Source organism: Nioella aestuarii (assembly GCF_050896395.1).
Lineage (GTDB): Bacteria > Pseudomonadota > Alphaproteobacteria > Rhodobacterales > Rhodobacteraceae > Nioella > Nioella aestuarii.
Genome location: NZ_JBPBBA010000025.1, coordinates 38,783 through 65,130, shown reverse-complemented (window position 1 = coordinate 65,130; position 26,348 = coordinate 38,783). Strand labels below are relative to the sequence as shown.

General features: G+C 60.4%; 26 protein-coding genes. 15 read left to right on the top strand and 11 right to left on the bottom strand.

The genetic code is table 11. The features are described from left to right. From ACROHD_RS14195 to ACROHD_RS14160, 8 genes are all read right to left on the bottom strand, one after another. A partial coding sequence (locus ACROHD_RS14195) for a biotin/lipoyl-containing protein (protein ID WP_432678792.1) occupies positions 1-237 on the bottom strand: 237 nt, incomplete at its 3' end. A 1-nt stretch (position 238) separates the two neighbouring features. After that, the gene (locus ACROHD_RS14190) at positions 239-3,199 is read right to left on the bottom strand and encodes a 2-oxoglutarate dehydrogenase E1 component (protein WP_432678790.1); all 2,961 of its coding nucleotides are present in this window, start codon (positions 3,197-3,199) and stop codon (positions 239-241) included. Between the two features lie 141 nt (positions 3,200-3,340). Beyond that, entirely contained in the window at positions 3,341-4,222 is an 882-nt protein-coding gene (gene sucD / locus ACROHD_RS14185; RefSeq protein ID WP_432678789.1) for a succinate--CoA ligase subunit alpha, read from the bottom strand. A 16-nt stretch (positions 4,223-4,238) separates the two neighbouring features. Next, positions 4,239-5,036, bottom strand: a complete 798-nt coding sequence (locus tag ACROHD_RS14180) for a glycosyltransferase family 25 protein (protein WP_432678788.1) — start codon at positions 5,034-5,036, stop codon at positions 4,239-4,241. A 16-nt stretch (positions 5,037-5,052) separates the two neighbouring features. Then, complete coding sequence (sucC, locus tag ACROHD_RS14175) at positions 5,053-6,246, bottom strand: ADP-forming succinate--CoA ligase subunit beta (RefSeq protein ID WP_432678787.1); 1,194 nt, start codon at positions 6,244-6,246, stop codon at positions 5,053-5,055. 218 nt (positions 6,247-6,464) lie between these two features. Then, positions 6,465-7,211: a class I SAM-dependent methyltransferase gene (locus ACROHD_RS14170; RefSeq protein WP_432678786.1), complete on the bottom strand. Its 747-nt coding sequence runs from the start codon at positions 7,209-7,211 to the stop codon at positions 6,465-6,467. A 78-nt stretch (positions 7,212-7,289) separates the two neighbouring features. Next, positions 7,290-8,252: a malate dehydrogenase gene (gene mdh, locus ACROHD_RS14165; RefSeq protein ID WP_432678784.1), complete on the bottom strand. Its 963-nt coding sequence runs from the start codon at positions 8,250-8,252 to the stop codon at positions 7,290-7,292. A 244-nt stretch (positions 8,253-8,496) separates the two neighbouring features. After that, the gene (locus ACROHD_RS14160; RefSeq protein WP_432678783.1) at positions 8,497-8,808 is read right to left on the bottom strand and encodes a hypothetical protein; all 312 of its coding nucleotides are present in this window, start codon (positions 8,806-8,808) and stop codon (positions 8,497-8,499) included. A 231-nt stretch (positions 8,809-9,039) separates the two neighbouring features. Here ACROHD_RS14160 and ACROHD_RS14155 point away from each other — a divergent pair, with 231 nt between their 5' ends. From ACROHD_RS14155 to ACROHD_RS14085, 15 genes are all read left to right on the top strand, one after another. Continuing rightward, positions 9,040-9,897, top strand: a complete 858-nt coding sequence (locus tag ACROHD_RS14155; RefSeq protein ID WP_432678782.1) for an HpcH/HpaI aldolase/citrate lyase family protein — start codon at positions 9,040-9,042, stop codon at positions 9,895-9,897. A 32-nt stretch (positions 9,898-9,929) separates the two neighbouring features. Continuing rightward, a complete protein-coding gene (locus ACROHD_RS14150) occupies positions 9,930-10,481 on the top strand; it encodes an NnrU family protein (protein WP_432678781.1) in 552 nt (183 codons plus the stop codon). A gap of 27 nt (positions 10,482-10,508) precedes the next feature. Beyond that, positions 10,509-11,540 carry a MaoC family dehydratase gene (locus ACROHD_RS14145; protein WP_432678779.1) on the top strand — a complete coding sequence of 344 codons (1,032 nt, stop codon included), beginning with the start codon at positions 10,509-10,511 and terminating at the stop codon, positions 11,538-11,540. A gap of 145 nt (positions 11,541-11,685) precedes the next feature. Then, entirely contained in the window at positions 11,686-12,096 is a 411-nt protein-coding gene (locus ACROHD_RS14140; protein ID WP_432678778.1) for a hypothetical protein, read from the top strand. 170 nt (positions 12,097-12,266) lie between these two features. Further along, positions 12,267-12,650: a succinate dehydrogenase, cytochrome b556 subunit gene (sdhC, locus tag ACROHD_RS14135; RefSeq protein WP_432678777.1), complete on the top strand. Its 384-nt coding sequence runs from the start codon at positions 12,267-12,269 to the stop codon at positions 12,648-12,650. 12 nt (positions 12,651-12,662) lie between these two features. Continuing rightward, positions 12,663-13,034 (top strand): succinate dehydrogenase, hydrophobic membrane anchor protein, encoded by a 372-nt coding sequence (sdhD, locus tag ACROHD_RS14130; RefSeq protein WP_432678776.1) that lies wholly within the window; start codon positions 12,663-12,665, stop codon positions 13,032-13,034. A gap of 24 nt (positions 13,035-13,058) precedes the next feature. Further along, the gene (gene sdhA, locus ACROHD_RS14125) at positions 13,059-14,867 is read left to right on the top strand and encodes a succinate dehydrogenase flavoprotein subunit (protein ID WP_432678775.1); all 1,809 of its coding nucleotides are present in this window, start codon (positions 13,059-13,061) and stop codon (positions 14,865-14,867) included. A gap of 12 nt (positions 14,868-14,879) precedes the next feature. After that, entirely contained in the window at positions 14,880-15,659 is a 780-nt protein-coding gene (locus ACROHD_RS14120) for a succinate dehydrogenase iron-sulfur subunit (protein WP_432678774.1), read from the top strand. A gap of 399 nt (positions 15,660-16,058) precedes the next feature. Then, positions 16,059-16,805, top strand: a complete 747-nt coding sequence (locus tag ACROHD_RS14115) for a suppressor of fused domain protein (protein ID WP_432678773.1) — start codon at positions 16,059-16,061, stop codon at positions 16,803-16,805. Positions 16,806-16,899: 94 nt separating this feature from the next. After that, positions 16,900-17,235, top strand: a complete 336-nt coding sequence (locus tag ACROHD_RS14110; RefSeq protein ID WP_432678772.1) for a hypothetical protein — start codon at positions 16,900-16,902, stop codon at positions 17,233-17,235. A 114-nt stretch (positions 17,236-17,349) separates the two neighbouring features. Then, positions 17,350-17,490, top strand: a complete 141-nt coding sequence (locus ACROHD_RS14105; protein ID WP_432678771.1) for a hypothetical protein — start codon at positions 17,350-17,352, stop codon at positions 17,488-17,490. 72 nt (positions 17,491-17,562) lie between these two features. Then, positions 17,563-18,714: a WD40/YVTN/BNR-like repeat-containing protein gene (locus tag ACROHD_RS14100; protein WP_432678770.1), complete on the top strand. Its 1,152-nt coding sequence runs from the start codon at positions 17,563-17,565 to the stop codon at positions 18,712-18,714. 62 nt (positions 18,715-18,776) lie between these two features. Next, complete coding sequence (locus tag ACROHD_RS14095) at positions 18,777-20,408, top strand: FAD-binding dehydrogenase (protein WP_432678769.1); 1,632 nt, start codon at positions 18,777-18,779, stop codon at positions 20,406-20,408. Positions 20,409-20,666: 258 nt separating this feature from the next. Continuing rightward, entirely contained in the window at positions 20,667-21,503 is an 837-nt protein-coding gene (locus ACROHD_RS14090; protein WP_432678768.1) for an urea carboxylase-associated family protein, read from the top strand. A gap of 241 nt (positions 21,504-21,744) precedes the next feature. After that, positions 21,745-22,920 carry a type III PLP-dependent enzyme gene (locus tag ACROHD_RS14085; RefSeq protein ID WP_432678767.1) on the top strand — a complete coding sequence of 392 codons (1,176 nt, stop codon included), beginning with the start codon at positions 21,745-21,747 and terminating at the stop codon, positions 22,918-22,920. A gap of 80 nt (positions 22,921-23,000) precedes the next feature. On the opposite strand, the gene deoD is transcribed toward ACROHD_RS14085, so the two are convergent. The 3 genes from deoD to ACROHD_RS14070 form a co-directional block, all read right to left on the bottom strand. Then, the gene (deoD, locus tag ACROHD_RS14080; protein WP_432678766.1) at positions 23,001-23,705 is read right to left on the bottom strand and encodes a purine-nucleoside phosphorylase; all 705 of its coding nucleotides are present in this window, start codon (positions 23,703-23,705) and stop codon (positions 23,001-23,003) included. 160 nt (positions 23,706-23,865) lie between these two features. After that, positions 23,866-24,174, bottom strand: coding sequence for an H-NS histone family protein (locus ACROHD_RS14075; RefSeq protein ID WP_432678765.1), 309 nt, complete (start codon positions 24,172-24,174; stop codon positions 23,866-23,868). Between the two features lie 165 nt (positions 24,175-24,339). Continuing rightward, on the bottom strand, positions 24,340-26,307 hold the full coding sequence (locus ACROHD_RS14070; protein WP_432678764.1) for a methylmalonyl-CoA mutase family protein: 1,968 nt from the start codon (positions 26,305-26,307) through the stop codon (positions 24,340-24,342). Positions 26,308-26,348 lie beyond the last annotated feature (41 nt).

Below are 26,348 nucleotides of genomic sequence, written 5' to 3'. Positions count from 1 at the left end.
ACCGGCAGAGAGCGTCGCCAGCAGGGCGTTGACGCCGACGGTTTCCCCCTCGGCGGCCACGATTTCACCCAAGGTGCCCGCGGCGGGCGAGGGCACCTCGACCGTGACTTTATCGGTTTCCAGCTCGCACAGCATCTCATCCACTGCGACGGCATCGCCGGGTTTCTTGAACCAGGTGGCGACCGTTGCCTCGGTCACACTCTCGCCCAGAGTGGGCACACGGACTTCTACGGACATCTTATTTCCCCTCGATGGTAAGCGCGTCGTTCACGAGCGCGGCTTGCTGTGCTTTGTGCTGGCTGGCCAGGCCCGTGGCGGGCGAGGCTGTGGCGCTGCGTCCTGCGTAGACGGGCCGTGTATGCTTGGCGCCGATGCGGCTGAGAACCCATTCGATATTGGGTTCAACGAAGCCCCAGGCGCCCTGGTTCTTCGGCTCTTCCTGACACCAGACCATCTCGGCCTGCTTGAAGCGTTCCAATTCCTTCATCAGGCTGAGCGCCGGGAAGGGATAGAACTGTTCAAGGCGCATCAGGTAGACATCGTCCAGCCCACGGGCATCGCGTTCTTCCAAGAGATCGAAATAGACCTTGCCAGAACACATGACCACGCGCTTGATCTTGTCATCCGCCACCAGCTGCGTATCGGAATTTCCGTATTGGGCGTCGTCCCACAGAACCCGGTGGAAGCTGGATCCGGTGGTCATTTCCTCGGCCTTCGAGATCGCCAGCTTGTGACGCAGCAGCGATTTCGGCGTCATCAGAACCAGCGGCTTGCGATAGTCGCGATGGATCTGGCGACGCAGGATGTGGAAATAGTTGGCGGGTGTCGTGCAGTTGGCGACGATCCAGTTATCCTCGGCGCACATTTGCAGGAAGCGTTCCAGACGGGCAGAGGAATGTTCCGGCCCCTGACCTTCGAAGCCATGGGGCAGCAACATCACAAGGCCCGACATGCGCAGCCATTTACGTTCGCCCGAGCTGATGAACTGGTCGAACATGATCTGCGCGCCGTTGGCGAAATCGCCGAACTGGGCTTCCCACAGGACCAGCGCGTTCGGCTCGGCCAGCGAATAGCCGTATTCGAACCCGAGCACGGCGTATTCCGAAAGCATCGAGTCGATGACCTCGTATTGCGCCTGCCCTTCACGGACATGGTTCAACGGATAATAGCGTTCTTCGGTGACCTGGTCGATCAAGCCTGAATGACGCTGAGAGAAGGTGCCGCGGGTGGCGTCCTGTCCGGCCAGGCGCACGGGGTAACCCTCGGTCAGAAGCGACCCAAAGGCCAGTGCCTCGGCGGTCGCCCAGTCAAAGCCCGTGCCCGTTTCGAACATCTGCTTTTTCGACTCCAGAAGGCGGCCCACGGTCTTGTGCAGGTTGAACCCTTCCGGCGCGGTGGTCAGCGACCGGCCGATTTCAGCGAAGGTTTCGGGGGCGATGGCGGTTTCTCCGCGCTGGTAGTCTTCGCCCTTTTTGTCCAGATGCGACCAGCGCCCGTCCAGCCAGTCGGCCTTGTTGGGCTTGAATTCCTTGCCGGCCTCGAACTCCTCGTTCAGATGCGCCTGGAAAGCGGCCTTCATGTCCTCGATTTCGCCCTCGGGGATCAACCCGTCCTTGACCAGCCGCTCGGTATAGAGCTGGAGCGTGGTCTTATGGCCCTTGATCTTCTTGTACATGATCGGGTTGGTGAACATGGGCTCGTCGCCCTCGTTGTGACCGAACCGGCGGTAGCAGAAGATATCCAGAACCACGTCCTTGCCGAATTTCTGGCGGAACTCGGTGGCAACCCGTGCCGCGTGCACCACGGCCTCGGGGTCGTCGCCGTTCACATGGAAGATCGGGGCCTCAACCATCAGCGCGATATCCGTGGGATAGGGGCTGGAACGGCTGAAATGCGGTGCGGTGGTAAAGCCGATCTGGTTGTTCACCACGATATGCATGGTGCCGCCGGTCTTGTGACCCTTCAGGCCGGAAAGACCAAAGCCCTCGGCCACCACGCCCTGACCGGCAAAAGCCGCGTCGCCATGAAGAAGAACCGGCAGAACCGCGCGGCGTTCTTCATCGTTCAACTGATCCTGCTTGGCGCGGACCTTGCCCAGAACAACCGGGTTCACCGCTTCGAGGTGAGAGGGGTTGGCGGTCAGCGAAAGGTGGACGGAATTGCCGTCGAATTCCCGGTCGCTAGACGCGCCGAGGTGGTATTTCACATCGCCCGAGCCATCGACGTCTTCGGGCTTGAAGCTGCCGCCCTGAAACTCGTTGAAAATGGCGCGGTAGGGCTTGCTCATCACATTGGCCAGAACCGACAGGCGGCCGCGGTGCGGCATTCCGATGACGATCTCTTTCAGCCCCAGCTGGCCGCCGCGCTTGATGATCTGCTCCATCGCCGGGATCAGGCTTTCGCCGCCATCAAGGCCGAAGCGCTTGGTGCCCATATATTTGACATGCAGGAATTTCTCGAAGCCCTCGGCCTCGACCAGCTTGTTCAGGATCGCTTTACGGCCCTCGCGGGTAAAGGCGATCTCTTTGCCGAACCCCTCAATCCGCTCTTTCAGCCAGCCGGCTTCCTCGGGGTTCGAGATATGCATGTATTGCAGCGCGAAGGTGCCGCAATAGGTCCGCTTCACAATGTCGAGGATCTGCCGCATCGAGGCGACCTGCAGGCCCAGAACCTGGTCGATAAAGATCGGGCGGTCCATATCGGCCTCGGTAAAGCCGTAGGACTTCGGGTCCAGCTCCGGGTGCGGGGTCTGGTCGCGCATCCCGAGCGGGTCGAGATCGGCCACGAGATGCCCCCGGATCCGGTAGGCCCGGATGATCATCAGTGCGCGGATCGAATCCAGAACCGCCCGTTTGATGACCTCATCGGTCACTTCAACGCCCTTTTCCGCCGCCTTCTCGCGGATCTTCTTCTCCGCCCCTTTGGCCTCTGCCTGCACCGGCCATTCGCCGGTCAGCGCCCCGGTCAGGTCGTCATTGGGTGCAGGCGGCCAATCGGCGCGCGCCCAGGAGGGGCCTGCGGCCTCGGCCTTCACATCGGGTTCCGCATCGCCAAGGGCGCGGAAGAACTCCTGCCACGCCGCATCGACCGCATTGGGATCGTTGGCGTACTGGGCATAGAGCTGTTCCAGATATTCCGCGTTATGGCCCTGCATGAAGCTGGAGGCCTGGAAGAGGTCGTTAGGGCTTTGGTCGGTCATGTTTTCACCTCTATCGGGTTGGGACCGTTCGGATGGCCGGTTGAGGGCTTGCGGCAAGGGATAAGGCGCATCCGATCATCTTCTCACCGTAATTCCAGTTGCAAAGGGGCGAGGATACCTCCTCGCCCCTTTGCAGGTATTTTATCCAATCGCCTTCAGCACAGCCTCACCCAGACCGGCGGGGCTTTCGGCCACGACGATACCGGCGGACTGCATGGCTTCGATCTTGTCTTCGGCACCACCTTTGCCACCGGCAACAATCGCACCGGCATGGCCCATGCGGCGGCCCGGAGGCGCGGTACGGCCTGCGATGAAACCTGCGGTCGGCTTCCAGCGGCCTTTCTTCTTCTCGGAGGCGAGGAATTCAGCGGCTTCTTCTTCTGCCGAGCCACCGATTTCACCGATCATGATGATCGACTCGGTCTCGTCATCGGCCAGGAACCATTCCAGCACGTCGATATGCTCAGTGCCCTTGATCGGGTCACCGCCGATGCCCACACAGGTAGACTGGCCCAGACCCACATCGGTGGTCTGCTTCACGGCCTCGTAGGTCAGGGTGCCCGAGCGGGACACGACACCGACCGAGCCACGCTTGTGGATATGGCCGGGCATGATGCCGATCTTGCAGGCGTCAGGGGTTATGATGCCGGGGCAGTTGGGGCCGATCAGCTTGGAGGACGAGCCTTCCAGCGCGCGCTTGACGCGCATCATGTCCAGAACCGGGATGCCTTCGGTGATGCAGATGATCAGCTCCATCTCGGCGTCGATCGCTTCGAGGATGGAATCGGCGGCGAAGGGCGGCGGCACGTAGATCACCGAGGCGTTGGCTTCGGTCACATGCTTGGCTTCATGCACACTGTCAAACACGGGCAGATCCAGATGGGTCATGCCACCTTTGCCGGGTGTTACGCCGCCGACCATTTTGGTGCCATAGGCGATGGCCTGTTCAGAGTGGAAGGTACCTTGCGAGCCGGTAAAGCCCTGACAGATCACCTTGGTGTTTTCGTCGACGAGGACGGCCATTTTCTGATCTTCCTTGCTATTGTTCGTCTTGATCGAGAGCGCCGCGATACGAAATCTTTTCAAATCGCGCGGCGCCAGAGAGTAGTTTCCAGTAAGTTTTGACGGGATAGGCCAGTTCCAGAAGCCCCCTGCGCGCCTCGCGCAGAACGTGCTCGATCCGCCCAATTGGGTCCGCCATGTCCATCCGCGAGCTTGCGCTCACCTCATTCCCCTGTGTCACGAGAGCCGGGACAACCTGATAGCAGGCCAATTTGCCAGAGACCTTCGAGGCATTGAAATTGAACAGGACGTGATCGATCACCATGTCATAGGGACGTGCATTCAGCAGCTTTTCCGCCGCCGCACGCGTCAGGACATAGCCCGCCGCACCCATGTGACGTGTCAGCAACCGGCTAACCCGACGCCCGCGCCAGGGATTTCCGGTGACTTCTATCAAGGCGCTGGAGCCATTTCTGCGCCATGCCTCAAGCTTGACGATATCAGCATCCTCAGGCCACCACGACATGTCGTCGAACCAGGCCCCGAGATCTTCAGCGACAAAGACGTCATCCTCGAATACGGCGCAAAAGCTGTGCTCCGTCGCGAGAAATCTTTCCCACGCCTTCATATGGCTGATCGTTGTGGCCATGTGACCGGGGCGTGTGCGCCCCCATGGCCCGCTTGGCAGGCAGTACTGAGCGAGAAACTCGGCCGGCACCTCACGGAAGTGCACGGCAGGCTCAAATATCGGGGTCAAACCCGCCTTGGCGAATTCAGATGTCATCATGTCGCGGCGGTCCGAGGACGCCGCGAGGTTGATGACTTCTGAATACACCTGCTTTGGCAAGGTCTTACCCCTTTACCGCTGCCACGATCTTCTGCGCGCCGTCCTTCAGGTCGTCGGCAGCGATCACGTTGAGCCCAGAGGTGTTGATGATCTCTTTGCCCTTTTCGACATTCGTGCCTTCCAGACGGACGACCAGCGGAACCTTCAGGCCCACCTCTTTTACGGCGGACACAACGCCCTCGGCGATGATGTCACAGCGCATGATGCCACCGAAGATGTTCACCAGGATGCCCTTTACGTTCGGGTCGCTGGTGATGATCTTGAAGGCCTCTGTCACCTTCTCCTTGGTCGCGCCGCCGCCCACGTCGAGGAAGTTGGCAGGCTCGGATCCGTAGAGCTTGATGATGTCCATCGTCGCCATGGCCAGGCCCGCGCCGTTGACCATGCAGCCAATCTCACCGTCGAGTGCGATGTAGTTCAGGTCGTATTTGGAGGCGGCGAGTTCCTTGGGATCTTCCTCAGTCTCGTCGCGCAGTTCAGCGATGTCGCGATGGCGATAAACGGCGTTGCCGTCGAACCCCACCTTGGCATCCAGCACTTTCAGATCACCCTTGTCGGTCACGATCAGAGGGTTGATCTCCAGCATCTCCATGTCCTTCTCGGTGAAGGCTTTGTAGAGCAGACCCATCAGCGCCACGCACTGCTTGACCTGCGGGCCCTTCAGCCCGAGCGAGAAGGCAACACGGCGGCCGTGGAACGGCTGGTATCCGGTTGCGGGATCGACAGAGAAGGACAGGATCTTCTCGGGGGTCGCTGCGGCGACCTCTTCGATGTCCATGCCGCCCTCGGTCGAGCAGACGAAAGAAATGCGGCTGGTCTGACGGTCGACCAGAAGGGCCAGATACATCTCGGTCTCGATGCCCGACCCGTCTTCGATGTAGATCCGGTTGACCTGCTTGCCGGCGGGGCCGGTCTGGTGGGTCACAAGCGTGCGGCCCAGCATCTTCTTGGCTTCCTCGGCAGCTTCTTCCACCGATTTGGCCAGACGCACGCCACCTTTTTCGCCCGCATCGGCTTCCTTGAACGATCCCTTGCCGCGTCCGCCTGCGTGGATCTGTGCCTTGACCACCCAAAGCGGGCCGTCAAGTTCACCGGCTGCGGTTTTGGCGTCTTCAGCTCTCAGGACCACGCGGCCATCGCTGACCGGGGCGCCGTAGTTGCGAAGCAAAGCCTTCGCCTGGTATTCATGAATGTTCATGAAACTGTCCCATGTTGCTACTTGGTCCCCACCGTCTAAGCACAAGTCATGCGTGCAAAGAAACGCCAATATGCGGATTAAGCGAGCATTCGCCGAAAAAAGCCAATTTTGTGATCACAGTTGGAAATTGTGTGATCACAAACGGGAAGTCCCTTGTTCTCAAGGGGCTGGAAGCGACGAATCACCGGTGACGGCGGATGGGCCCGGGCCGGTTGGGTTCAGGAAGACAACATTACAGGGTTGAACGCAGCACTGTCATCCAGCTTGACCCTAGACAGCAGCGGGTGCCCCAGGTGGGTCTGGCCGCGGGCACTGACATAGTCGAAACTTTCAAAGAAACGCGCAGTCCCGTAATCTTCCAGTGTGACCGTGACCCAGTCCGCGAGGATCTTGTCATAGGCATCCGAAAGCGCGGTATTGCCCGGGTCAAGGTTGGACAACATCACGAGGCCCGTTGGCTTGCAGTCGAGCACGTCAATCTTCAAGTCGGGGCGATACTGCTTAAGGATCGGCAGCAGTTTCCACACATCCCCGGTCCATGCCGCCTCGGGAATATTGTTCAGATCACGCGTGGTCATCGGGTGATCGAAGGGGCAGCAATCATGCATCATGATGACCCCATCGGGGCGCGACCGCCGCTCGGTCTGGATCACGTCGCGCAGCAGATATTCGAACAGGTGCATCCCGTCGAGAAAGCTGAGGCTCAGCCGGATACCGAGCGCGTCGAGAAATCCGCTGGCAAAGAAATCGTCGCTGGTCTGTTGGAAGATATGCAGAGCGGGTTTGGCCCCGATGGCGTTGCGTTCCACCCGGAAGAACGGGTCAACCGCGATGGTTTTCGACCGCACCGGCGCAAAGGAAGACCCGTCGCGACAGCCGATTTCCATGTACCAGTCCAGCAGCGTGGTGTCGTGCAGGTTCCGCAGGAACCGATGGTAGTGCATGCCGGTGGCGGGTTTGAACATGGATCGCGGCCTTCCCAGTGGTCCCGAAACGAAAAAGGCAGCCCGAAGGCTGCCTTTTGCTTAGCGTATCAGCCCTGATCAGGCGAGGCTTTCGTCGATCGCCTTGCACGCCTCGACCAGGCCTTTGACAGCATCGACCGATTTGGTGAACATCGCCTGTTCGTCTTTCGACAGCTTGATGTCCACGATCTTCTCGATACCGCCGGCGCCGATGATGGTGGGGACGCCCACATACATGCCATTCAGGCCAAATTCGCCGTCGCAATAAGCCGCGCAGGGCAGCAGGCGTTTTTGGTCTTTCAGGTAGGCCTCTGCCATTTCAATGGCCGAGGTTGCGGGCGCGTAATAGGCAGATCCGGTTTTCAGCAGGCCAACGATCTCTGCGCCGCCGTCACGGGTACGCTGCACGATAGCGTCCAGCTTTTCCTGAGTGGTCCAGCCCATCTCAACCAGGTCGGGCAGCGGGATGCCGCCAACGGTGGAGTAGCGGACCGACGGCACCATGGTGTCGCCATGGCCGCCCAGAACGAAGGCGGTGACGTCACGCATGGACACGTTGAATTCCACCGACAGGAAGTGGCGGAAGCGGGCCGAGTCGAGCACGCCAGCCATGCCAACAACCTTGTTCGCGGGCAGGCCCGAAAATTGCTGCAGCGCCCAGACCATCGCATCGAGCGGGTTGGTGATGCAGATCACAAAAGCGTCGGGGGCGTTGTCGCGGATGCCTTCGCCAACCGACTTCATGACCTTGAGGTTGATCCCCAGAAGGTCATCCCGGCTCATGCCCGGCTTGCGGGGAACACCGGCGGTCACGATGATGACGTCGGCGCCGGCGATGTCGGCATAATCAGTGGTGCCGGACATTGCGGCATCGAACCCCTCCGAGGGGCCGGATTCCGCGATGTCGAGTGCTTTGCCTTGCGGCACGCCATCGGCGATGTCGAACAGAACGACGTCACCGAGTTCCTTGATTGCTGCGAGATGGGCAAGGGTGCCGCCGATCTGGCCTGCGCCGATAAGGGCAATCTTGGGTCTGGCCATGAGAATTCGTCTCCGAGCTCAGTTAAAGTTGCAACGTGGCCTATCGTTAGCCGAGGAGTCGCGCAAGGGCCTTGCAGCGCGGCGGAAAGACCCATGTTGCCGCGCTGCGGCGTTCGATCCTGATAAAACTCTGGAATCCAAACGAAATTCGATCTGGGTCTCAGGAACTAAATGTATGCAAATGTATGCCGCGCCAAGGGCTATCGGTCCGTTTTTCCTCTGGTCTGGTTGATCGCAATGCTGTTCAGGTCGCCTCGCCAGCCGGAATCTGCGTCAGATCTTCCCAGGAATTGCCCGATGCGACGAGGCAGGTGGTGCCATCCGGTGCTGTCACGGTGATCGTCCACGTGCCGGTCTCATCTGACGCGAAGATTTCCACGATCCGGCCAGCAGGGCCCATGCCCCAACTGCGGGCGGTTTCCCCGAAATATCCGGTCAAAGTACCGACGATCTGATCGCGCTCGGCGCAAATGGTGCGGGCAGTTTGGGCGTCGGCCACGGCGGGAAGCACAAGCAGCGCAAGGGGCGTGATAATGAGGGATGCAAGACGGGTCATCATGTCTGCCTTTCGTTGCGGGAAAGGGGCAGAGATGCAGGGAAAGCGACGGTTCCGCCCGAAGCTCCCATTCAAAGATCATCAAAGCCTGCCGCAGAAATCCGAAGATTCGGTTAACCGGGGCACAAGCGCCGCGAAAGAAAATTTCGCTACGCTGCGGCATAAAGCAACTTGCATTCGCAGCATTCTTTGTGTTTGGTGCCGCCGATCTTGCCCGAAAGGACGGTTTTCATGACCCAGACCGCACGCCCCTTCCGCTCTGTTCTCTATATCCCCGGCTCGAAAGAGCGGGCGCTGGAGAAGGCCAAGACCTTGCCGGTGGACGCCATTATCTTCGATCTGGAAGATGCCGTTGCGGTTGAAGAGAAAGTGAACGCGCGCGACACACTCGCCGCCGCGCTTGCTGCCGGGGGCTATGGCAACCGCATGCGGATCGTGCGGATCAACGGGCTGGATACCCAGTGGGGGGAAGCCGATGCCAAGGCGGCTGCCGCCATGGATTGCGATGCCGTCCTGCTGCCTAAGGTGGAAAGTGCGGCGCAGGTAGATGCGCTGGCGGCGCTCGTCGGGGACAAGCCGATCTGGGCGATGATGGAAACGCCGCGCGGCATGATCAATGCGCCCCAGATCGCCGCCCATCCGCAGATGCAGGGTTTCGTCATGGGCACGAATGATCTCGCGAAGGAGCTCAACACCCGCTTCCGGGCCGATCGGTTGCCGATGATGGCGGGGCTGGGGCTCTGCCTACTTGCTGCAAAGGCCGAGGGGATCGTTATCGTGGATGGCGTTTACAACGCCTTCAAGGATGACGAGGGGCTCAAGGCCGAATGCGACCAGGGCCGCGACATGGGCTTTGATGGCAAAACCCTGATTCACCCTGCGCAGGTCGAGATCGCAAATGCCGCTTTCGCCCCGTCAGAGGCCGAGATTGACCTCGCCCGGCGTCAGATCGCCGCTTTTGAAGAGGCCGAAGCCAGCGGGCAGGGCGTGGCTGTCGTCGATGGCAAGATCGTTGAGAACTTGCATGTCGCCACCGCCACGGCCACCTTGGCCAAAGCGGAGGCGATTGCTGCGATGCAGGTGGGCTGACGCAAAACCAGTCAGCCAGCGGGAGACGCGCCATGTACCTCATCCTCATGATCCTAGGGATCGCCCTTTGGGCCGGTGCCCATCTGTTCAAACGCGTGGCCCCCGATGCCCGTGCCAATATGGGCGACAAGGGCAGGGGCCTGATCGCGCTGGTGCTGCTGGTCAGTATCGTGCTGATGGTGATCGGCTTTCGCGGAGCGGATGTGGGGCAGGTCTGGTATCCGCCGGTCTGGGCCACGCATGTGAACAACCTGTTGGTGCTGGTGGCGATCTTCATGATGAGCCCGGCCCCGCGTAAAGGGAAACTCCTGAACAACATGCGCCATCCGATGCTGACGGGCTTCGGCCTCTGGGCCATTGCTCACCTGCTGGTGAATGGTGATCTGGCGTCGATCATTCTGTTTGGCGGCCTGCTTCTATGGGCGGTGGTCGAGGTCATCGCAATCAACCGGTCTGAGCCGCGCTGGCAGCCCACTGAATTCGGAACCTACGCCAAGGACGGCATGTTCCTTGTGGCCTCGGTCATCCTGATGGGCGTGATCGGGTACATCCACTACTGGCTGGGTTACTGGCCCTTCGGCTAAGCCCAAAAGACGAAAGAGACACCGCACATGGCCAAGACCAACCCCGGCAACTTCTTCGAGGATTACACGCTCGGCCAGCGGATCGAGCACGCGGTGCCGCGCACCGTGTCGGGGGGGGAGCGGGCGCTTTACCACGCGCTTTACCCTGCCCGCCACGCGCTGCATTCCTCAGATGAATTCGCGCGAGCGTGCGGTTTGCCGGGGTCTCCTCTGGATGATCTGGCCGCGTTCCATGTGGTGTTTGGCAAGACCGTGCCGGATGTATCGCTGAATGCGGTGGCGAACCTGGGCTATGCCGAGGGCCGCTTCCGAGTGCCGGTCTATTTTGGCGATACGCTGCGTTCAGTGTCCGAGGTGATCGGTCTCAAGCAAAACTCGAACGGCAAGTCTGGCGTGGTTTATGTCCGCACCGAGGGGCTGAACCAGCGGGGTGAGGTCGTGCTGGATTATGTGCGCTGGGTGATGGTGCGCAAACGCGATCTGGACGCGCCCGCGCCGGAAACCGTGATCCCCGATCTGGCCAAGGTGGTGCCTGCCGAAAGCCTGATCATCCCCGAGGGGCTGGATTTCACCGGATACGATTTCACACTTGCTGGCGAGCCGCATCGGTGGGGAGACTACGAGGTGGGCGAGATCATCGACCACGTAGACGGCGTCACCATCGAGGAAGCCGAACACATGATCGCAACGCGCCTTTGGCAGAACACCGCTAAGGTGCATTTCGACGCCACCTTCCGGCCTGACGGTCAGCGGCTGATCTATGGCGGGCACGTGATCTCGATGGCCCGTGCGCTCAGCTTCAACGGGCTGGCCAATGCGCAGCTTATTGCGGGCATCAACGCAGGTGCCCACGCCAACCCCTGCTTCGCCGGCGACACCGTGAAGGCGTGGACCGAGGTACTGGACAAGTCCGAGACCGCCGCCCCGGGCGTAGGCGCGCTGCGCCTGCGGCTGGTGGCCACCAAAGCGGGAGAGGCGGGTCAGCTGATGGGCGAAGACGGCAAATACCTGCCCAATGTCCTGCTTGATCTGGATTATTGGGTTCTTGTTCCCGTCTGACGGATAGTTCCATCCGAACGCTCGAATTATGCTGTAAGCCCCGGAAATGCACGGGGTTTGCTACGTTCGTGGCGTGAACATGCCCTATTTCTGACGCTTAATTTCGGTTAACCTATCTAAAGGGACAGGTTCGAAAGGAATTTTCATGCATTCGCTGGCAACCGCGCTTTATTACCTCGCTTCTCTTGGCACCATTTTCATGGCCGCGCGTTATTTGTTCGGCAGTCTGCCGACGCAATACCACAAGGATATGGTGGAAAAGGCCGGCGGTGAAATGACAGAGATGCTGGAAACGATCCTGCTGTCTCATGGCCGGGCACTTGGGGCGGCATTGCTGGCCTCGGGGGTTTCGATCTACCTGTTCGCGGATATGATCGAGCCAGACTCCAACTTCATCATCCGGCTGCGTCCGGTGCTTGTTGGTCTGATCATTGGCATGCCAATTACCGTGTACACACGACAGCTTGAGGAGAAGACCGGCGTCCAGACCCCTTGGCGAGTCTCTCTTGTTCTGTTGGCTGTCCTGATGGCTGGCTTCGGGCTTTCCTTTTTGTGATCACACAATTTGAGGACGTGATCACAAATTGCGGCTCTGCGGCGATTAGACACAAAAATCTTGCAAAAAACCGGGGCAAATCTGTGCGCGGATAGGTGACTCCTTGAAAAAAGGCGTTATGGATAAAGGGAACAAACAATCACCTAGCACAACCTGAAAGGGTGTTCGCCATGGCTGACGTCAATCGCGGCAACCGTCCGCTGTCCCCTCACTTGCAGATCTATCGCAAGCAGCTCAACTCCGCGACTTCGATCCTCAACAGGATTACCGGTGTCACGCTTCTCGGCGGGGCGGTTCTGGTCGTCTGGTGGCTGATGGCCGCCGCGACCAGCGAAAGCTATTTCGCACTGGTTGACGGTCTGATGACCTCGGTTCTGGGCGACATCGTCATGACGCTCTGCGTGCTGGCCCTTTGGTACCATGCGCTGGCCGGCGTCCGCCATCTGGTCTGGGACATGGGCTATGGGCTCGACCCTGATGACAGCGACAAGATGGGCTGGGGCATCATAATCGGCAGCTTCGCGCTGACCTTCCTGACCATCATCGCGTTCTGAGGGGGCTGAACAATGGCACTTATGACTGACCGCAAACGTGTGATTGGCCTGGGCTCAGCGAAGTCGGGCACCGATCATTTCTGGAAGACGACCATCACCGCTGTGGCGCTGCTGATCATCACCCCGATGTTCCTGTTCAGTTTCGGCCCGCTTCTGGGCGAACCTTATGCCGACGTGCAGGCCGCCCTGTCGCGTCCCTTTCCCGCCGTATCGACCGCTTTGATGCTGATCGTCGGCTTCTACCACTTCCGCCTGGGCATCCAGATGGTGATCGAAGACTACGTGCAGGGCCTTGCCCGCAAAGTCGCCATCATCGTCACGGCCTGCATCAGCTACGGGCTGATGGCCTTTGGCCTCGTTTCGCTCGCCCAGATCGCGCTTTGATCCAGGGACAGGAGATCAAGACACATGACCGCGTCCTACGAAATCAACCATCACTCCTATGACGTCGTTGTCGTCGGTGCCGGGGGCTCTGGCCTGCGTGCAACCCTCGGTATGGCCGAACAGGGGTTGAAGACCGCCTGCGTTTCAAAGGTGTTCCCGACCCGCTCGCACACGGTTGCGGCACAGGGTGGCATCGCCGCCTCTCTGTCCAACATGGGCCCCGACCACTGGCAGTGGCACATGTACGACACTGTGAAAGGCTCTGACTGGCTTGGTGACACCGACGCGATGGAATACCTCGCTCGCGAAGCGCCCAAGGCGGTGTACGAGCTGGAACATTACGGCGTTCCCTTCAGCCGCACGGAAGAGGGCAAGATCTACCAGCGTCCGTTCGGCGGCCACACGACCGAGTTTGGTGAAGGCCCCGCCGTGCAGCGCACCTGTGCTGCCGCTGACCGCACCGGCCACGCCATCCTGCACACGCTTTACGGCCAGAGCCTCAAGCACAATGCGGAGTTCTATATCGAGTATTTCGCCACCGACCTGATCATGTCCGAAGACGGCCAGTGTCAGGGCGTGGTGGCCTGGAAGCTCGACGATGGCACCATGCATGTCTTCCACGCCAAGATGGTGGTGCTGGCAACGGGCGGTTATGGCCGCGCCTATTTCTCCGCTACCTCCGCCCATACCTGTACCGGTGACGGCGGTGGCATGGTGGCCCGCGCGGGCCTGCCGCTTCAGGACATGGAATTCGTACAATTCCACCCGACCGGCATCTACGGCTCCGGCTGCCTGATCACGGAAGGCGCGCGCGGTGAAGGTGGCTACCTGACCAATTCGGAAGGCGAGCGGTTCATGGAACGCTACGCTCCGCAGTACAAGGATCTGGCCCCGCGCGATTACGTGTCCCGGTCAATGACCATGGAAATCCGCGAAGGCCGTGGCGTGGGCGCCGAGGGCGACCATATTCACCTGAACCTCAGCCACCTGCCCGCCGAGGCGCTGGCCGAACGCCTGCCCGGCATCTCTGAAAGCGCCAAGATCTTTGCCGGTGTCGATGTCACCAAGGAGCCGATCCCGGTCATCCCGACGGTGCATTACAACATGGGCGGCATCCCGACGAACTACTGGGGCGAGGTGCTGAACCCCACCAAGAAGGACCCGACCGCGATCGTGCCCGGCCTCATGGCCGTGGGTGAAGCGGGCTGTGCCTCGGTTCACGGGGCCAACCGCCTTGGCTCTAACTCGCTCATTGACCTTGTGGTCTTTGGCCGTGCCGCCGCAATCCGCGCCGGTCAGGTCGTCGATCCCGAGGCCCCGATGCAGGCGCTGAACCAGGCCTCTGTCGACAAGGCAATTGGCCGTTTCGACGGGCTTCGCTACGCCAATGGCGACACTCCAACCGCCGAGCTGCGGCTGGAAATGCAAAAGACCATGCAGGCCGATGCCGCCGTTTTCCGCACCTCCAAGACGCTGGCCGAAGGCGTCGAGAAGATGACCGCCATCGCTGGCAAGATGGGTGATCTTAAAGTCACCGACCGCAGCATGGTCTGGAACAGCGACCTGATGGAAACGCTGGAACTGACCAACCTGATGCCCAATGCGCTCGCGACTATCGTCGGGGCAGAGGCGCGCCAGGAAAGCCGCGGTGCCCATGCGCACGAGGACTTCCCTGAACGCGACGACAAAAAATGGCGTGTCCATACGGTCAGCCGCGTCGAGGGCAGCAGCGTCGATCTGGACTACCGTCCGGTCATCACCGATCCGCTGACCACCGAGGCCGAGGGCGGCATCGCACTCAAGAAAATCGCGCCCAAGGCGCGGACCTTCTAAGGAGACGAGGACATGGTTCAATTCACGCTTCCCCGTAACTCCAAGATCATCACTGGCAAAACCTGGCCAAAGCCGGAAGGCGCGACCAATGTGCGCAAGTTCCAGATCTATCGCTGGAACCCCGATGACGGGAAGAACCCCCAGGTCGACACCTATTTCGTCGACATGGATACCTGCGGACCGATGGTTCTGGACGCGCTGATCAAGATCAAGAACGAGATCGACCCGACCCTGACATTCCGCCGGTCCTGCCGTGAAGGCATCTGCGGATCCTGCGCGATGAATATCGACGGGATCAACACGCTGGCCTGCATCTACGGCATGGACGAGATCAAGGGTGACGTGAAGATCTACCCGCTGCCGCATATGCCGGTGGTGAAAGACCTGATCCCGGACCTGACCCATTTCTACGCGCAGCACGCCAGCATCATGCCGTGGCTGGAAACCAAGACGCAGCGCCCCGAAAAGGAATGGCGCCAGTCGATTGAGGACCGCAAAAAGCTCGACGGTCTTTATGAATGCGTGATGTGCGCAAGCTGCTCGACCTCCTGCCCCAGCTACTGGTGGAATGGCGACCGCTACCTCGGCCCCGCTGCGCTGCTCCATGCCTATCGCTGGATCATCGACAGCCGCGATGAGGCCACGGGCGAACGTCTGGATGAGCTGGAAGATCCCTTCAAGCTCTACCGTTGCCACACCATCATGAACTGTACCAAGACCTGCCCCAAGGGCCTGAACCCGGCCAAGGCCATCGCGTCGATCAAGAAAATGATGGTCGAACGGCAGCTTTGATCGCACTTACATCCCGAAACCGGGCCGATGACATCCCCGTCACCGGCCCGTTTGTTTTTTGGAAGCAGCGTGACAGGGGGGATTTACTCAGCCCCCCGAATGCAAGACCATGCAGCCGATTGGGTCCATGAGCATCTTTCATGATGACGAGTAACGAAGTCGGTGATTGCAGAATTGGCGCGGGGCGTAACCTCGCGGCTTTTCCTGTTTCTGACGACGCTGCCCGCCGGCCCGATCATCCCCGGATCAGCGGAATTTCCCGCTTCCTCCCGACCATTGCCATTTCAAACCGCAGCCCCAACGGGCCGCATCATTTCAGACCTCGTGAGAGCAATTTCGCTCGTGGACGGCACGAGAAACTCCCCTCGCACCCTCTGCACCGAGAAAGGTTCAACACAGATGAAGTTTCTAAAGAAGATATTTGGTGGCTCGGGAAAGCCAACGCCGACGAATGGCTCCAGCCCTGCTTCCGCATCGCGCGGGACTGAGCCCCTTGCCCAGACAAGCCACCAGGCGATCCGTGACCGGCTGACTCAGGCATTTGGCACGCAGCCCTTCCTGTTTCACGAGCTGATATCGGATGTCGTGCCGGTCGATATCCTCTGCTTCGCCCCCAAGGACGCGCGTGACCACTGGGTCTTCGTAACTCTTGGCATGAGCAACGAGCGCATGGCCGTCCCGCAGAACGGCGACCCCAAGATCTGGGGCCGGGCTGAGCTGATGATCGGTCTGCATTCCGAATGGGGTGACAGGGTCGTCGAGATCATGCAGCAACGCCGGAATGAAGATGCCGCGACGTGGTGGCCGATCAGATATCTCAAGCACTATGCCCGCTATCCGCACAGCGCCGGGGCGTTCCTTGCGGATGGTCATACGCTGTCCTCCCCGGACGGGGCACCCTATTCCGACGAGACGGGGATGAATGCCGCCATGATAAGCTATCCGACGATCCTGCCGGAAGATGCGGTGCGCTTTGATCTGCCGAACGGGGACAAGGTGACTATCCTCGGGCTGGTCTACCTTTATCCGGCAGAGCTGGAGCACAAGACCAATGTCGGTCTCGACACGTTCTGCCTCGACCTCGAAGAACAGGGCGTGTCAGAGGTGATCTACCCCGATCGCAGATCCATGGTCGGCTCAGGCTGATGTTCAGGGGCGGCGCGGCATCTGCCCAGATTCCCGGTGCAGATGCCGCGCCGCCCCTTGCCCCTGCGGCGCGCCGGGATATCCTGACCGGATCATGACCGATCTCGATGCCATTCTGCCGCCTTGGCTGCTTGACTATCTGCCTCAGGAGTATCCGCTTCTGGTGGTGGGGCTGACGGTGCTGGCCATCTTCCTGTGGCTCAGGATCGGGGCGTTGCTGATCGGTATGGCGCGGGACAGGCGCAGACGCGCCGCCGTAGGTCCGCCGCCCGTATCGGATGGTGCGGCGCGAGACTGCATCTGGGAACCCGACGCCCGCCCCGCCCCTTGGGGCAGATCCCGCTGGCGCTGCGCATACTGTGGAGGGGTGGAATTCACGGATGAAACCCATCCGCCCCAATACTGTATGCGCAACCCGAAGCCGCTCTAGCTGCGTTCCATTCCATAATCGCAATCTCCCTATGCTGATTTGGCAGATGTGCTGCGCAGCATGGAAGCGTACTCTGCCAGTCAGGGAGGACATCCAAAGCCGAAGAGGCCCGATATGTCCAAATTACAGACCGCCCATCCTATCGACCCTGATGAGGCCCTGCGCCTCTTGGAAGAGTCGCTTTCCTACTTCACACCGGTTCCGGTCCCCAGGGCCACTGCGCAGGACTATGAGGATCTGCCCGTCGCTGCGTGATCATGAGGTGCGTGGGCGACTCGCGCGATAGCTGATACTCTGTCCGGGCAACTCAAACTTGCGAGTTTCCCCATGCCTCAATCCATCACTGTCCTTGTCGGCACCACCAAGGGTGCTTTCCTGATTTCCGGCGGCGCAGATCGCGCATCTTGGGACGTGTCCGGCCCTCATTGCGGCGGCTGGCCGATCAACCACATGTTTGGCGATCCCGATACAGGTACGATCTGGGCCGGGGGTGGCGGTGACTGGCATGGCGCGGGTGTTTGGCGGTCAACGGATGGCGGCGAGACATGGGACCTGTCCAAGCTTTCCTCCGGGCAAATGGATGAATGGGCCACTAACGACGCTGATTTCGCAGCTATGATCGGCTGGACCGACACGCCCCCGCCCTTTGGCAAGGATCTACATTCGGTCTGGTCGCTGCATCAGGCCCATGGGGTTCTTTATGCTGGCGTCAAACCCGGCACGCTGCTGGAAAGCCGCGATGGCGGGAAGACCTGGACCCGGAACGAAGGGCTCGCCGGTCACGAAAGCCGGGAAAGCTGGGGTCCGGGGGCGGCCGGGCTGACACTTCACACCATCGTTTCGCATCCCGGTGATCCGTCGAAGCTCTGGCTCGCGATCTCCGCCGCTGGGGTCTTTGCCAGCGAGGATGGTGGTCAAAGCTGGGACCGGCGCAATCGCCTGTCCAATGCCGAAGGCTGCGCCCATCACGATCACCCCGCCGCGCCGCGCGACGGCCAGACCGGCCACTGCGTCCACAATATGCAACGCGCCAGCGACGGGACGCTCTACCAGCAAAACCACCACGGCGTGTTTCGCAGCCGCGACGAGGGTCGGTCCTGGGATGACATCACCGAAGGGCTGCCCTCGACATTCGGGTTTCCCATTGCCGTGAACCCCAATAACCCTGCAATGATCTGGACCGTTCCGCTGAACGGCGACATGGCGGGCCGCTACCCGCCCGGTGCTGCCGCGGCGGTCTGGCGGTCCACCGATGCGGGTGAAAGCTGGCACGCAATGCGAAAGGGCCTGCCGCAGACCGCCTGTTTCTTCACCGTTCTGCGCCAGTCGATGTCCACCGACCGGGCCAATCCCACAGGTGTCTATTTCGGCACCAATACCGGGTCCGTATTTGCCAGTTTCGACGATGGCGAAAGCTGGTCCGAGATCGCTCGCCACCTGCCAACGGTTCTGGGGTTGGAGGTCTTGCACCGGCCCTGACGCAACGGGGTGATTTGCGAAACCGCACTTCCGGGGTAGCGTGGCCTCTGGGAGGACGGTGAATGGACGCAGATGTGATCGTCGTGGGCGGCGGGCTGGCCGGTATGGTGGCGGCATTTCACGCGGCAGAGCGCGGGCGCAAGGTGGTCCTCCTCGACCAGGAGGGACCGCAATCCCTTGGTGGGCAAGCGTGGTGGAGCCTTGGCGGGCTGTTCATGGTGGACACCCCCGAGCAGCGGCGTCTTGGCCTGAAGGACAGTCGCGATCTGGCCCGCGCTGACTGGATGGGATCGGCGGGGTTCGACCGGGCTGTGGATGAAATCCCACGCCAATGGGCCGAGGCCTATCTGGATTTCGCGTCCGGTCCGATGCGCCCCTACCTGCACGGGCTCGGGATGCGCTGGTTTCCCGTGGTGGGATGGGCCGAACGCGGTGGTGCGCTGGCGGGCGGGCATGGCAATTCCATCCCGCGGTTTCACATTACATGGGGCACCGGGACGGGTGTGGTCACACCCTATGCGGATCGTCTGCGCAGCCATGCCAATGTCACATGCCTTTTCCGTCACCGGGTCACCGGCCTGATCATCGAAGGCGACGAGGTGCAGGGGGTGCACGGGGTCACACTGGCCGATGACGATGCCCCGCGTGGCGCATCCACGAACCGCAACGTTGAAGGCGAATTCACCCTGCGCGCCGGGGCCGTGGTGCTGACCAGTGGCGGCATCGGCGGCAACCACGAATTGGTGCGCGACTACTGGCCCCGCGACCGGTTGGGACTGCCGCCCGAGCAGATGGTGTCGGGCGTTCCGGATTACGTGGACGGGCAGATGCAACTGGTGGCCGAACGCAGCGGTGCCGCCGTTATCAATAAGGACCGCATGTGGCACTATTGCGAGGGGGTGCGGAACTGGGATCCGATCTGGCCCAACCACGGCATCCGCATCCTGCCCGGTCCCTCCTCGCTCTGGTTCGATGCCAATGGCGACCGGATGCAGGCGCCGTTCTTCCCCGGCTTCGACACGCTCGGCACGCTGAAACGCATCCTGTCCACGGGGCATTCCCATAGCTGGTTCATTCTGACCCAGAAGATCATCGAAAAGGAATTCGCCCTGTCCGGGTCGGAACAGAACCCGGACCTGACATCGGGGCGCTGGCGAATGGTGTTGAAGGAACGACTCGGCAAAGGCGCGACGCAGGCGGTTGAGGCGTTCAAGGACAAGGGCGCAGATTTTGTCGTGGCCGAAGGATTGGAGGAATTGGTGGCGGGGATGAACCGCATCAATCCCGGCCCGGAATTGTCGTTTGATCATATTCGCGGGCAGATTGAGGACTGGGATCGGCAGATTGGGAACAAGGTCTCGAAAGATGCGCAGGTGACGGCGATCCGGGGCGCGCGGGCCTATCTGGGCGATAGGCTGATCCGCACGGCGAAACCGCACCGTATCCTTGACCCAAAGGCGGGACCGCTGATCGGTGTGCGGTTGAACGTGCTAACGCGGAAATCTCTTGGCGGGATTCACACTGATCTGAAGGGGCGGGTGCTGCGCGGCGATGGCGCGGTGTTGCCGGGGCTTTGGGCGGCTGGCGAGGTGGCGGGGTTCGGTGGTGGTGGTTATCACGGCTACAACGCGCTGGAGGGGACGTCTTTGGGCGGCTGTATTTTTTCGGGAAAAGTGGTGGGCGAAGCGTTGTGAGGTGACAGGGATTTCGCCGTGCCTTCGGCACGTCGACCGGCGCGCCCCTGTGGGGCGCGAGGTGGAACGATCTTGGAAGATCGTTTGGGGGCGCTGCCCCCGCCGCCTGACGGCGCCCCCCACTGGGTATTTCTGCAAAGAAGAAGGGGTGAGGGGCTCTTTTGGAAACCATCGCTCTGTCTGTACAGGGGGTGCAGGAGGGGTGTACGCAGGATGTATGGGGGGCACCCCCCTGCTTTGGACGATCAGGAGATACTCATGAGCGCACCCGCCGATGCCGACGCCCGCAGGGCCATTGCCCCTGTGATCTGCTATCCCAACGACGCGCTGCCGCGGTTAGACCCCGCTGTGGTGGCCCGCGCGAAGCAGGGCTGGAAGAAGGTGGATGAGGTCATCGCGCCCCCGCGTGACGGCGCCTGTTTCCAGGTGAAGGCCGGGCAGGCGTTTCGGATTTCTTCGGTGGAGGGTCCACAGGTGGGGGACCTGAACCTGTGGAATGCTCACGATCTATCGGAGCGGTTTTATTCAGGAAAAACAAGAGCTTTGCACGGAACGCATGTGACCACCGGAGATCGGCTTTGGTCGTCCTTTCCGGGGTTGCGGCCGATGGCAACGATCCTGGAGGATAGCCTGAACTGGTACGGAATGGATGCGTTTGGCGGGTCCGTCCACGACGTGATCGGCACAAGATGCGATCCCTATACGCATAACCTGCTCGCAGGTGGGCACTATCACCATTGTTGCCATTCCAACCTGACGCGGGCTTTGGCGGCTGCAACCGGCATGTCGCTGGTCGAGGCAGAGCCGCTCGTTCACGATGTCTTAAATGTTTTCATGTGTACTGGCTTCACCCGCGACACCGGGCAGTATTTCATGAAGGCAAGCCCCGTGCGCCCCGGCGATCATCTCGACTTCGTGGCGGAGATTGATTTGCTCGGCGGGTTATCGGCTTGTCCGGGTGGCGATTGTAGTTCTGAGCATTCTTCTGATGCCGCAGCCTGCTATCCGCTGCTGGTGGAAATCTTCGATACGGATGCCACTGCGGATTGGGTGTCACCACCTGTAAACGGTTATGATCGAAGCCATGGGGTCTGACATCACCCGCCCATTGAAAACTTGATCAAAAATGCCGTGTAGCGGACGAGAAAAAACTTGGGGCGTGGCCAATAAATTTCTTGCAATGAGTCGGCAAAGGTCCCAAATGCGCCCTCACAAGACGCCAACGCACGCGCCTCTGTCATGGGTGGTTTCGACCGCCGCAGTTACGTAGCGACGGTAACGTCTCCGAACTTGAACTTTGCCGCCCTTTGATGGGCCAGGTCTGTTGGAGATGACCATGACCGCTATGTTGACCGATTTCTCGGAACCCCTTGTCGTCGCTTCCCGCTCTCGCGCAGAAGCCTACATCGCGAACACCCGTTTTGATCGGCCGACCCTTGTGGTCGATACCGAGGCGGTCGCAGACCGCTACGGCGCCCTGACCCGTGGTCTGGGTGATGCGCATATCCACTACGCCGTGAAGGCCAACCCTGAGCCTGCGATTATCGCTCGCCTCGTGTCGCTTGGTTCTGGCTTTGATGCAGCAAGCCGCGCCGAGGTTGAACTGTGCCTTGATCAGGGTGCATCGCCCGACAACATCTCTTTCGGCAATACCGTGAAGAAACCGGCCGATATCGCCTATGCCTATGCACAGGGCATCCGCCTGTTTGCAGCCGATGCCGAGGAAGAGCTGGAAAAGATCGCAGCCCACGCCCCCGGCGTGCAGGTCTATATTCGCCTGATCGTGGAGTTCTCTGAAGCGGACTGGCCGCTGACCCGCAAGTTCGGCTGCGCCCGCTCCAACCTGGTCCACCTGTTCCGCCACGCAGAGGCGCTCGGGCTCGACCCTGTTGGCCTGTCCTTTCATGTTGGGTCTCAGACCCGTCGTGCATCGATGTGGGCGGGTATCCTCGATGAGGTCGCAGAGAGCTGGCGCGCGTTGCAAACGGCCGGGTTCACCCCGCGCCTGCTCAATATCGGTGGCGGCTTCCCGGCCTTCTACGGTGAAGAAGTGGATGGCCCCGAGGTCTATGGCGCGCAAGTGCGCAGCCTGATCGCGGATCGCTTCGGTGACGTGGCGCATATCATGGCAGAGCCGGGCCGTGGCCTGGTGGCCGAAGCCGGCGCCATTGCCGCAGAGGTGCTGCTTGTATCGCGCAAGGCTCGGACCGACCTGCACCGTTGGGTGTTTCTGGACATTGGCAAATTCTCGGGTCTGGCAGAGACCATGGACGAAGCCATTCGGTATCAGTTCCTGACCGACCGTGACGGCGACGATGCCATGGGCCCCTGCATTCTGGCGGGTCCGTCCTGCGACAGTGCCGATGTGCTCTATGAGAAGCGCCCGGTTTTCCTGCCGTTGTCACTTCAGGCGGGCGACAAGATCGTGATCCGCAATTGCGGCGCGTACACCTCGACCTATGCGTCGATCGGCTTCAACGGCTTCCCGCCGCTGGACGTTGTCGTGATCTGAATTCCGTAGCCTCAAAATTCTTGCCACAAGGATTTTGAGGTCGCGGCCACCAAGACTTTTACCGCAAAAGTCTTGGTGCGTCAGGCAAAGGCAGCTTCCAGGGCAATCTGAACCATATCCGCAAAGCTTGACTGCCGGTCAGACGCTGGCAATGCCTCGTGCGTTTGCAGGTGGTCAGAGATCGTCAGAACAGCCAAAGCGCGGCAGCCATAGCGGGCGGCAAGGGTATAGAGCTCTGCCGCCTCCATCTCGACCGCCAGAATGCCATGGCGGGTCATCTGATCGTTCAGATCGGGGCGTTCGTCATAGAAAACGTCCGAAGAGTAGATCCCACCGACGTGAACACCGCAATCCAACTTCTGTGCTGCCGCAAAAGCCGCCTGAAGCAGCCCGTAATCGGCGCAAGGCGCAAAGTTCAATTCCTTGAAGATACCGCGAGAGGGGGTGGACAGCGATGAGGTCGTCATTGCGAGCACCACGTCGCGCAGTTTCACCTGAGGCTGCATACCTCCTGCAGATCCGATCCGAATAAGCGTCTTGGCCCCATAGTCGCGGATCAACTCATTTGCGTAGATGGACAGGCTCGGCATGCCCATGCCCGACCCCTGAATGGTGACACGGTTGCCATTCCAATGGCCCGTGAATCCCAGCATCCCGCGGGTCTCGTTAACGCAAACGGGGTCATCCAGAAACGTCTCCGCCGCCCATTTGGCGCGCAGGGGGTCGCCCGGCATCAGGACGGTTTCGGCGATATCTCCGGGGGCGGCGCTGATATGAACAGTCATCGAGCTTCCTGGTTATTTGTTCTTGGTTGACCGGCATCCTGCCCGAGACTTTTGGAATAGGAAAGATGAAAGATCCTTCCCGCGATCCCGGAAACGAAACACCCCGGGCCAATTCTATGAAAGGCCCGGGGTGTTGATTAATCGCTATTAATCCAATGGATCAGATTTCCAGATCCGCCGGATTGGTGCCGGAATTGACTGCTTCCTTGTACCAGGCTGGCTGGCGTCCACGACCGCTCCAGGTTTGGGAGGCGTCGTTCGGGTTGCGATATTTAGGAACAGAGGTTTTCCCGGCGGCTTTCTTTCCAAGGATCTCATCCAAGGAGAAGCCATGTTCCTGCGCGGCTTTCTGGGCGGCGGCAAGCGCAGCTTCGCGCTGACGTTTTTCAAAGCTAACGAGCGCTTTGTCGACATTCTTCTTGAGCGATTGCAATTCGTCTTTGGACATCGATTCGAGGTCGATTGCCATTTTTTCATTCTCCCGAGTTTGACTATTTATTTTGTTAATTACCAAAATCGGTGTATTCAATATTAAATAGACCGACCTGTCGAAAAGTATAGGTCGTGTGGAGCCAATGATAAATGGCCCGCCACTGGAATGGGCTGGTAGAACTGTCTAATTAGATAGGTTGCCTTATTCCGCAGCGGCAGAGGCGGGTGCAACGAGCTGGACGATATCCATCATGATGCGATTCAGCTCGAAGTCTTTTGGCGTGTAAACCCGGGCAACTCCGCAGGCAAGAAGGGTTTTTTCATCCTCTTCGGGAATGATCCCACCAACCATTACCGGAATGTGCCCCAATCCTTCGGCCTGCAATCTGGCCATCACGTCACCAATAAGCGGAATGTGGCTGCCCGATAGGATCGACAGACCGATCACATGTGGATCTTCGGCCTTGGCTGCATCCACGATCTGCTGTGGCGACAGGCGAATGCCCTCGTAAGAGATATCCATGCCGCAATCGCGGGCGCGGAAGGCAATCTGTTCCGCGCCATTGGAGTGCCCATCAAGACCGGGTTTTCCCACAAGGAATTTCAACCGCCGCCCGAGGCTGTCCGAAACGGCATCGACGGCATCTCGGATGTCGTCCAAGCCTTCGGTCTTGTTCGACACGGCGCGCGAAACTCCGGTGGGTCCGCGATATTCGCCATGGACGACGCGCATCACGCCCGCCCATTCACCCGTTGTGGCCCCGGCTTTTGCAGCTGCGATAGAGGCGGGCATGATGTTGTCCCCGGCGGCCGCTGCCGCGCGCAGGTCCTCCAGCGCGGCCTTGACGGCCTCATTGTCCCGATCGCCGCGCCATGCATTCAGCCGGTCGATCTGGTCGGTTTCCACGCCGGGATCGACGGTCATGATCCCGCCATCCGCGTCCATGAGCGGCGAAGGCTCGGTTTCCGTGTACTTGTTCACCCCGACAACCACGGTATCCCCCCGCTCGATCCCGTTCACCCGGTCGGCATTCGATTCAACCAGGCGGCCTTTCATATATTCGATAGCGGCAATCGCCCCGCCCATGGAATCGAGATTGGCCAGTTCCGCCCGCGCGCCGTCTTTCAGCGCTTCGACCTTGGCATCCACCACCGGGTTTCCGTCGAAGAGGTCGCCATATTCCAAGAGATCGGTCTCGAACGCCATGATCTGCTGCATCCGCATCGACCATTGCTGGTCCCAGGGCCGGGGCAGGCCAAGCGCTTCGTTCCAGGCGGGCAATTGTACGGCACGGGCGCGGGCCTTTTTCGACAGGGTCACGGCCAGCATCTCGATCAGGATACGGTAGACGTTGTTTTCCGGCTGCTGCTCGGTCAGGCCGAGGGAGTTCACCTGCACCCCATAGCGGAAACGGCGGAACTTCGGGTCCTGCACGCCATAGCGCTCCAGCAGGATTTCGTCCCAAAGATCCACGAACGCGCGCATCTTGCACATCTCGGTGACGAAGCGGATCCCTGCATTCACGAAGAAGCTGATACGGCCGCAAAGAGCCGGGAAATCCTCTGCCGGAACCCGTGGTTGCAGCGCGTCGAGCACCGCGATGCCAGTGGCCAGCGCAAAGGCCAGTTCCTGTTCCGGCGTCGCGCCTGCCTCTTGCAGGTGATAGGAACACACGTTCATCGGGTTCCATTTCGGAACGTTGGTGTAGCAGTATTCCGCAACGTCAGCGATCATTTTCAGCGACGGTTTCGGCGGGCAGACATAGGTTCCGCGGGAAAGGTATTCCTTGATCAGGTCGTTCTGGACGGTGCCCTGAAGCTTGGAGATATCGGCGCCCTGTTCCTCGGCCACCGCGATATAGAGTGACAAGAGCCACGGCGCCGTGGCGTTGATCGTCATCGAGGTGTTCATCTGTTCCAGCGGGATCTGATCGAATAGTGCCCGCATGTCCCCAAGGTGGCAGACCGGCACACCGACCTTGCCCACCTCGCCGCGTGCCAGTTCGTGGTCGCTGTCATAGCCTGTCTGCGTCGGCAGATCGAAGGCCACCGAAAGACCGGTTTGCCCCTTGGCAAGGTTGCCACGATAGAGAGCATTGGAGGCCTTGGCGGTCGAGTGCCCGGCATAGGTGCGAATGAGCCATGGGCGGTCTTTATGTGTCTCGGTCATCAGGCGGCCTCCGAATCCAGATCGGTAATCTTATTTCGTCA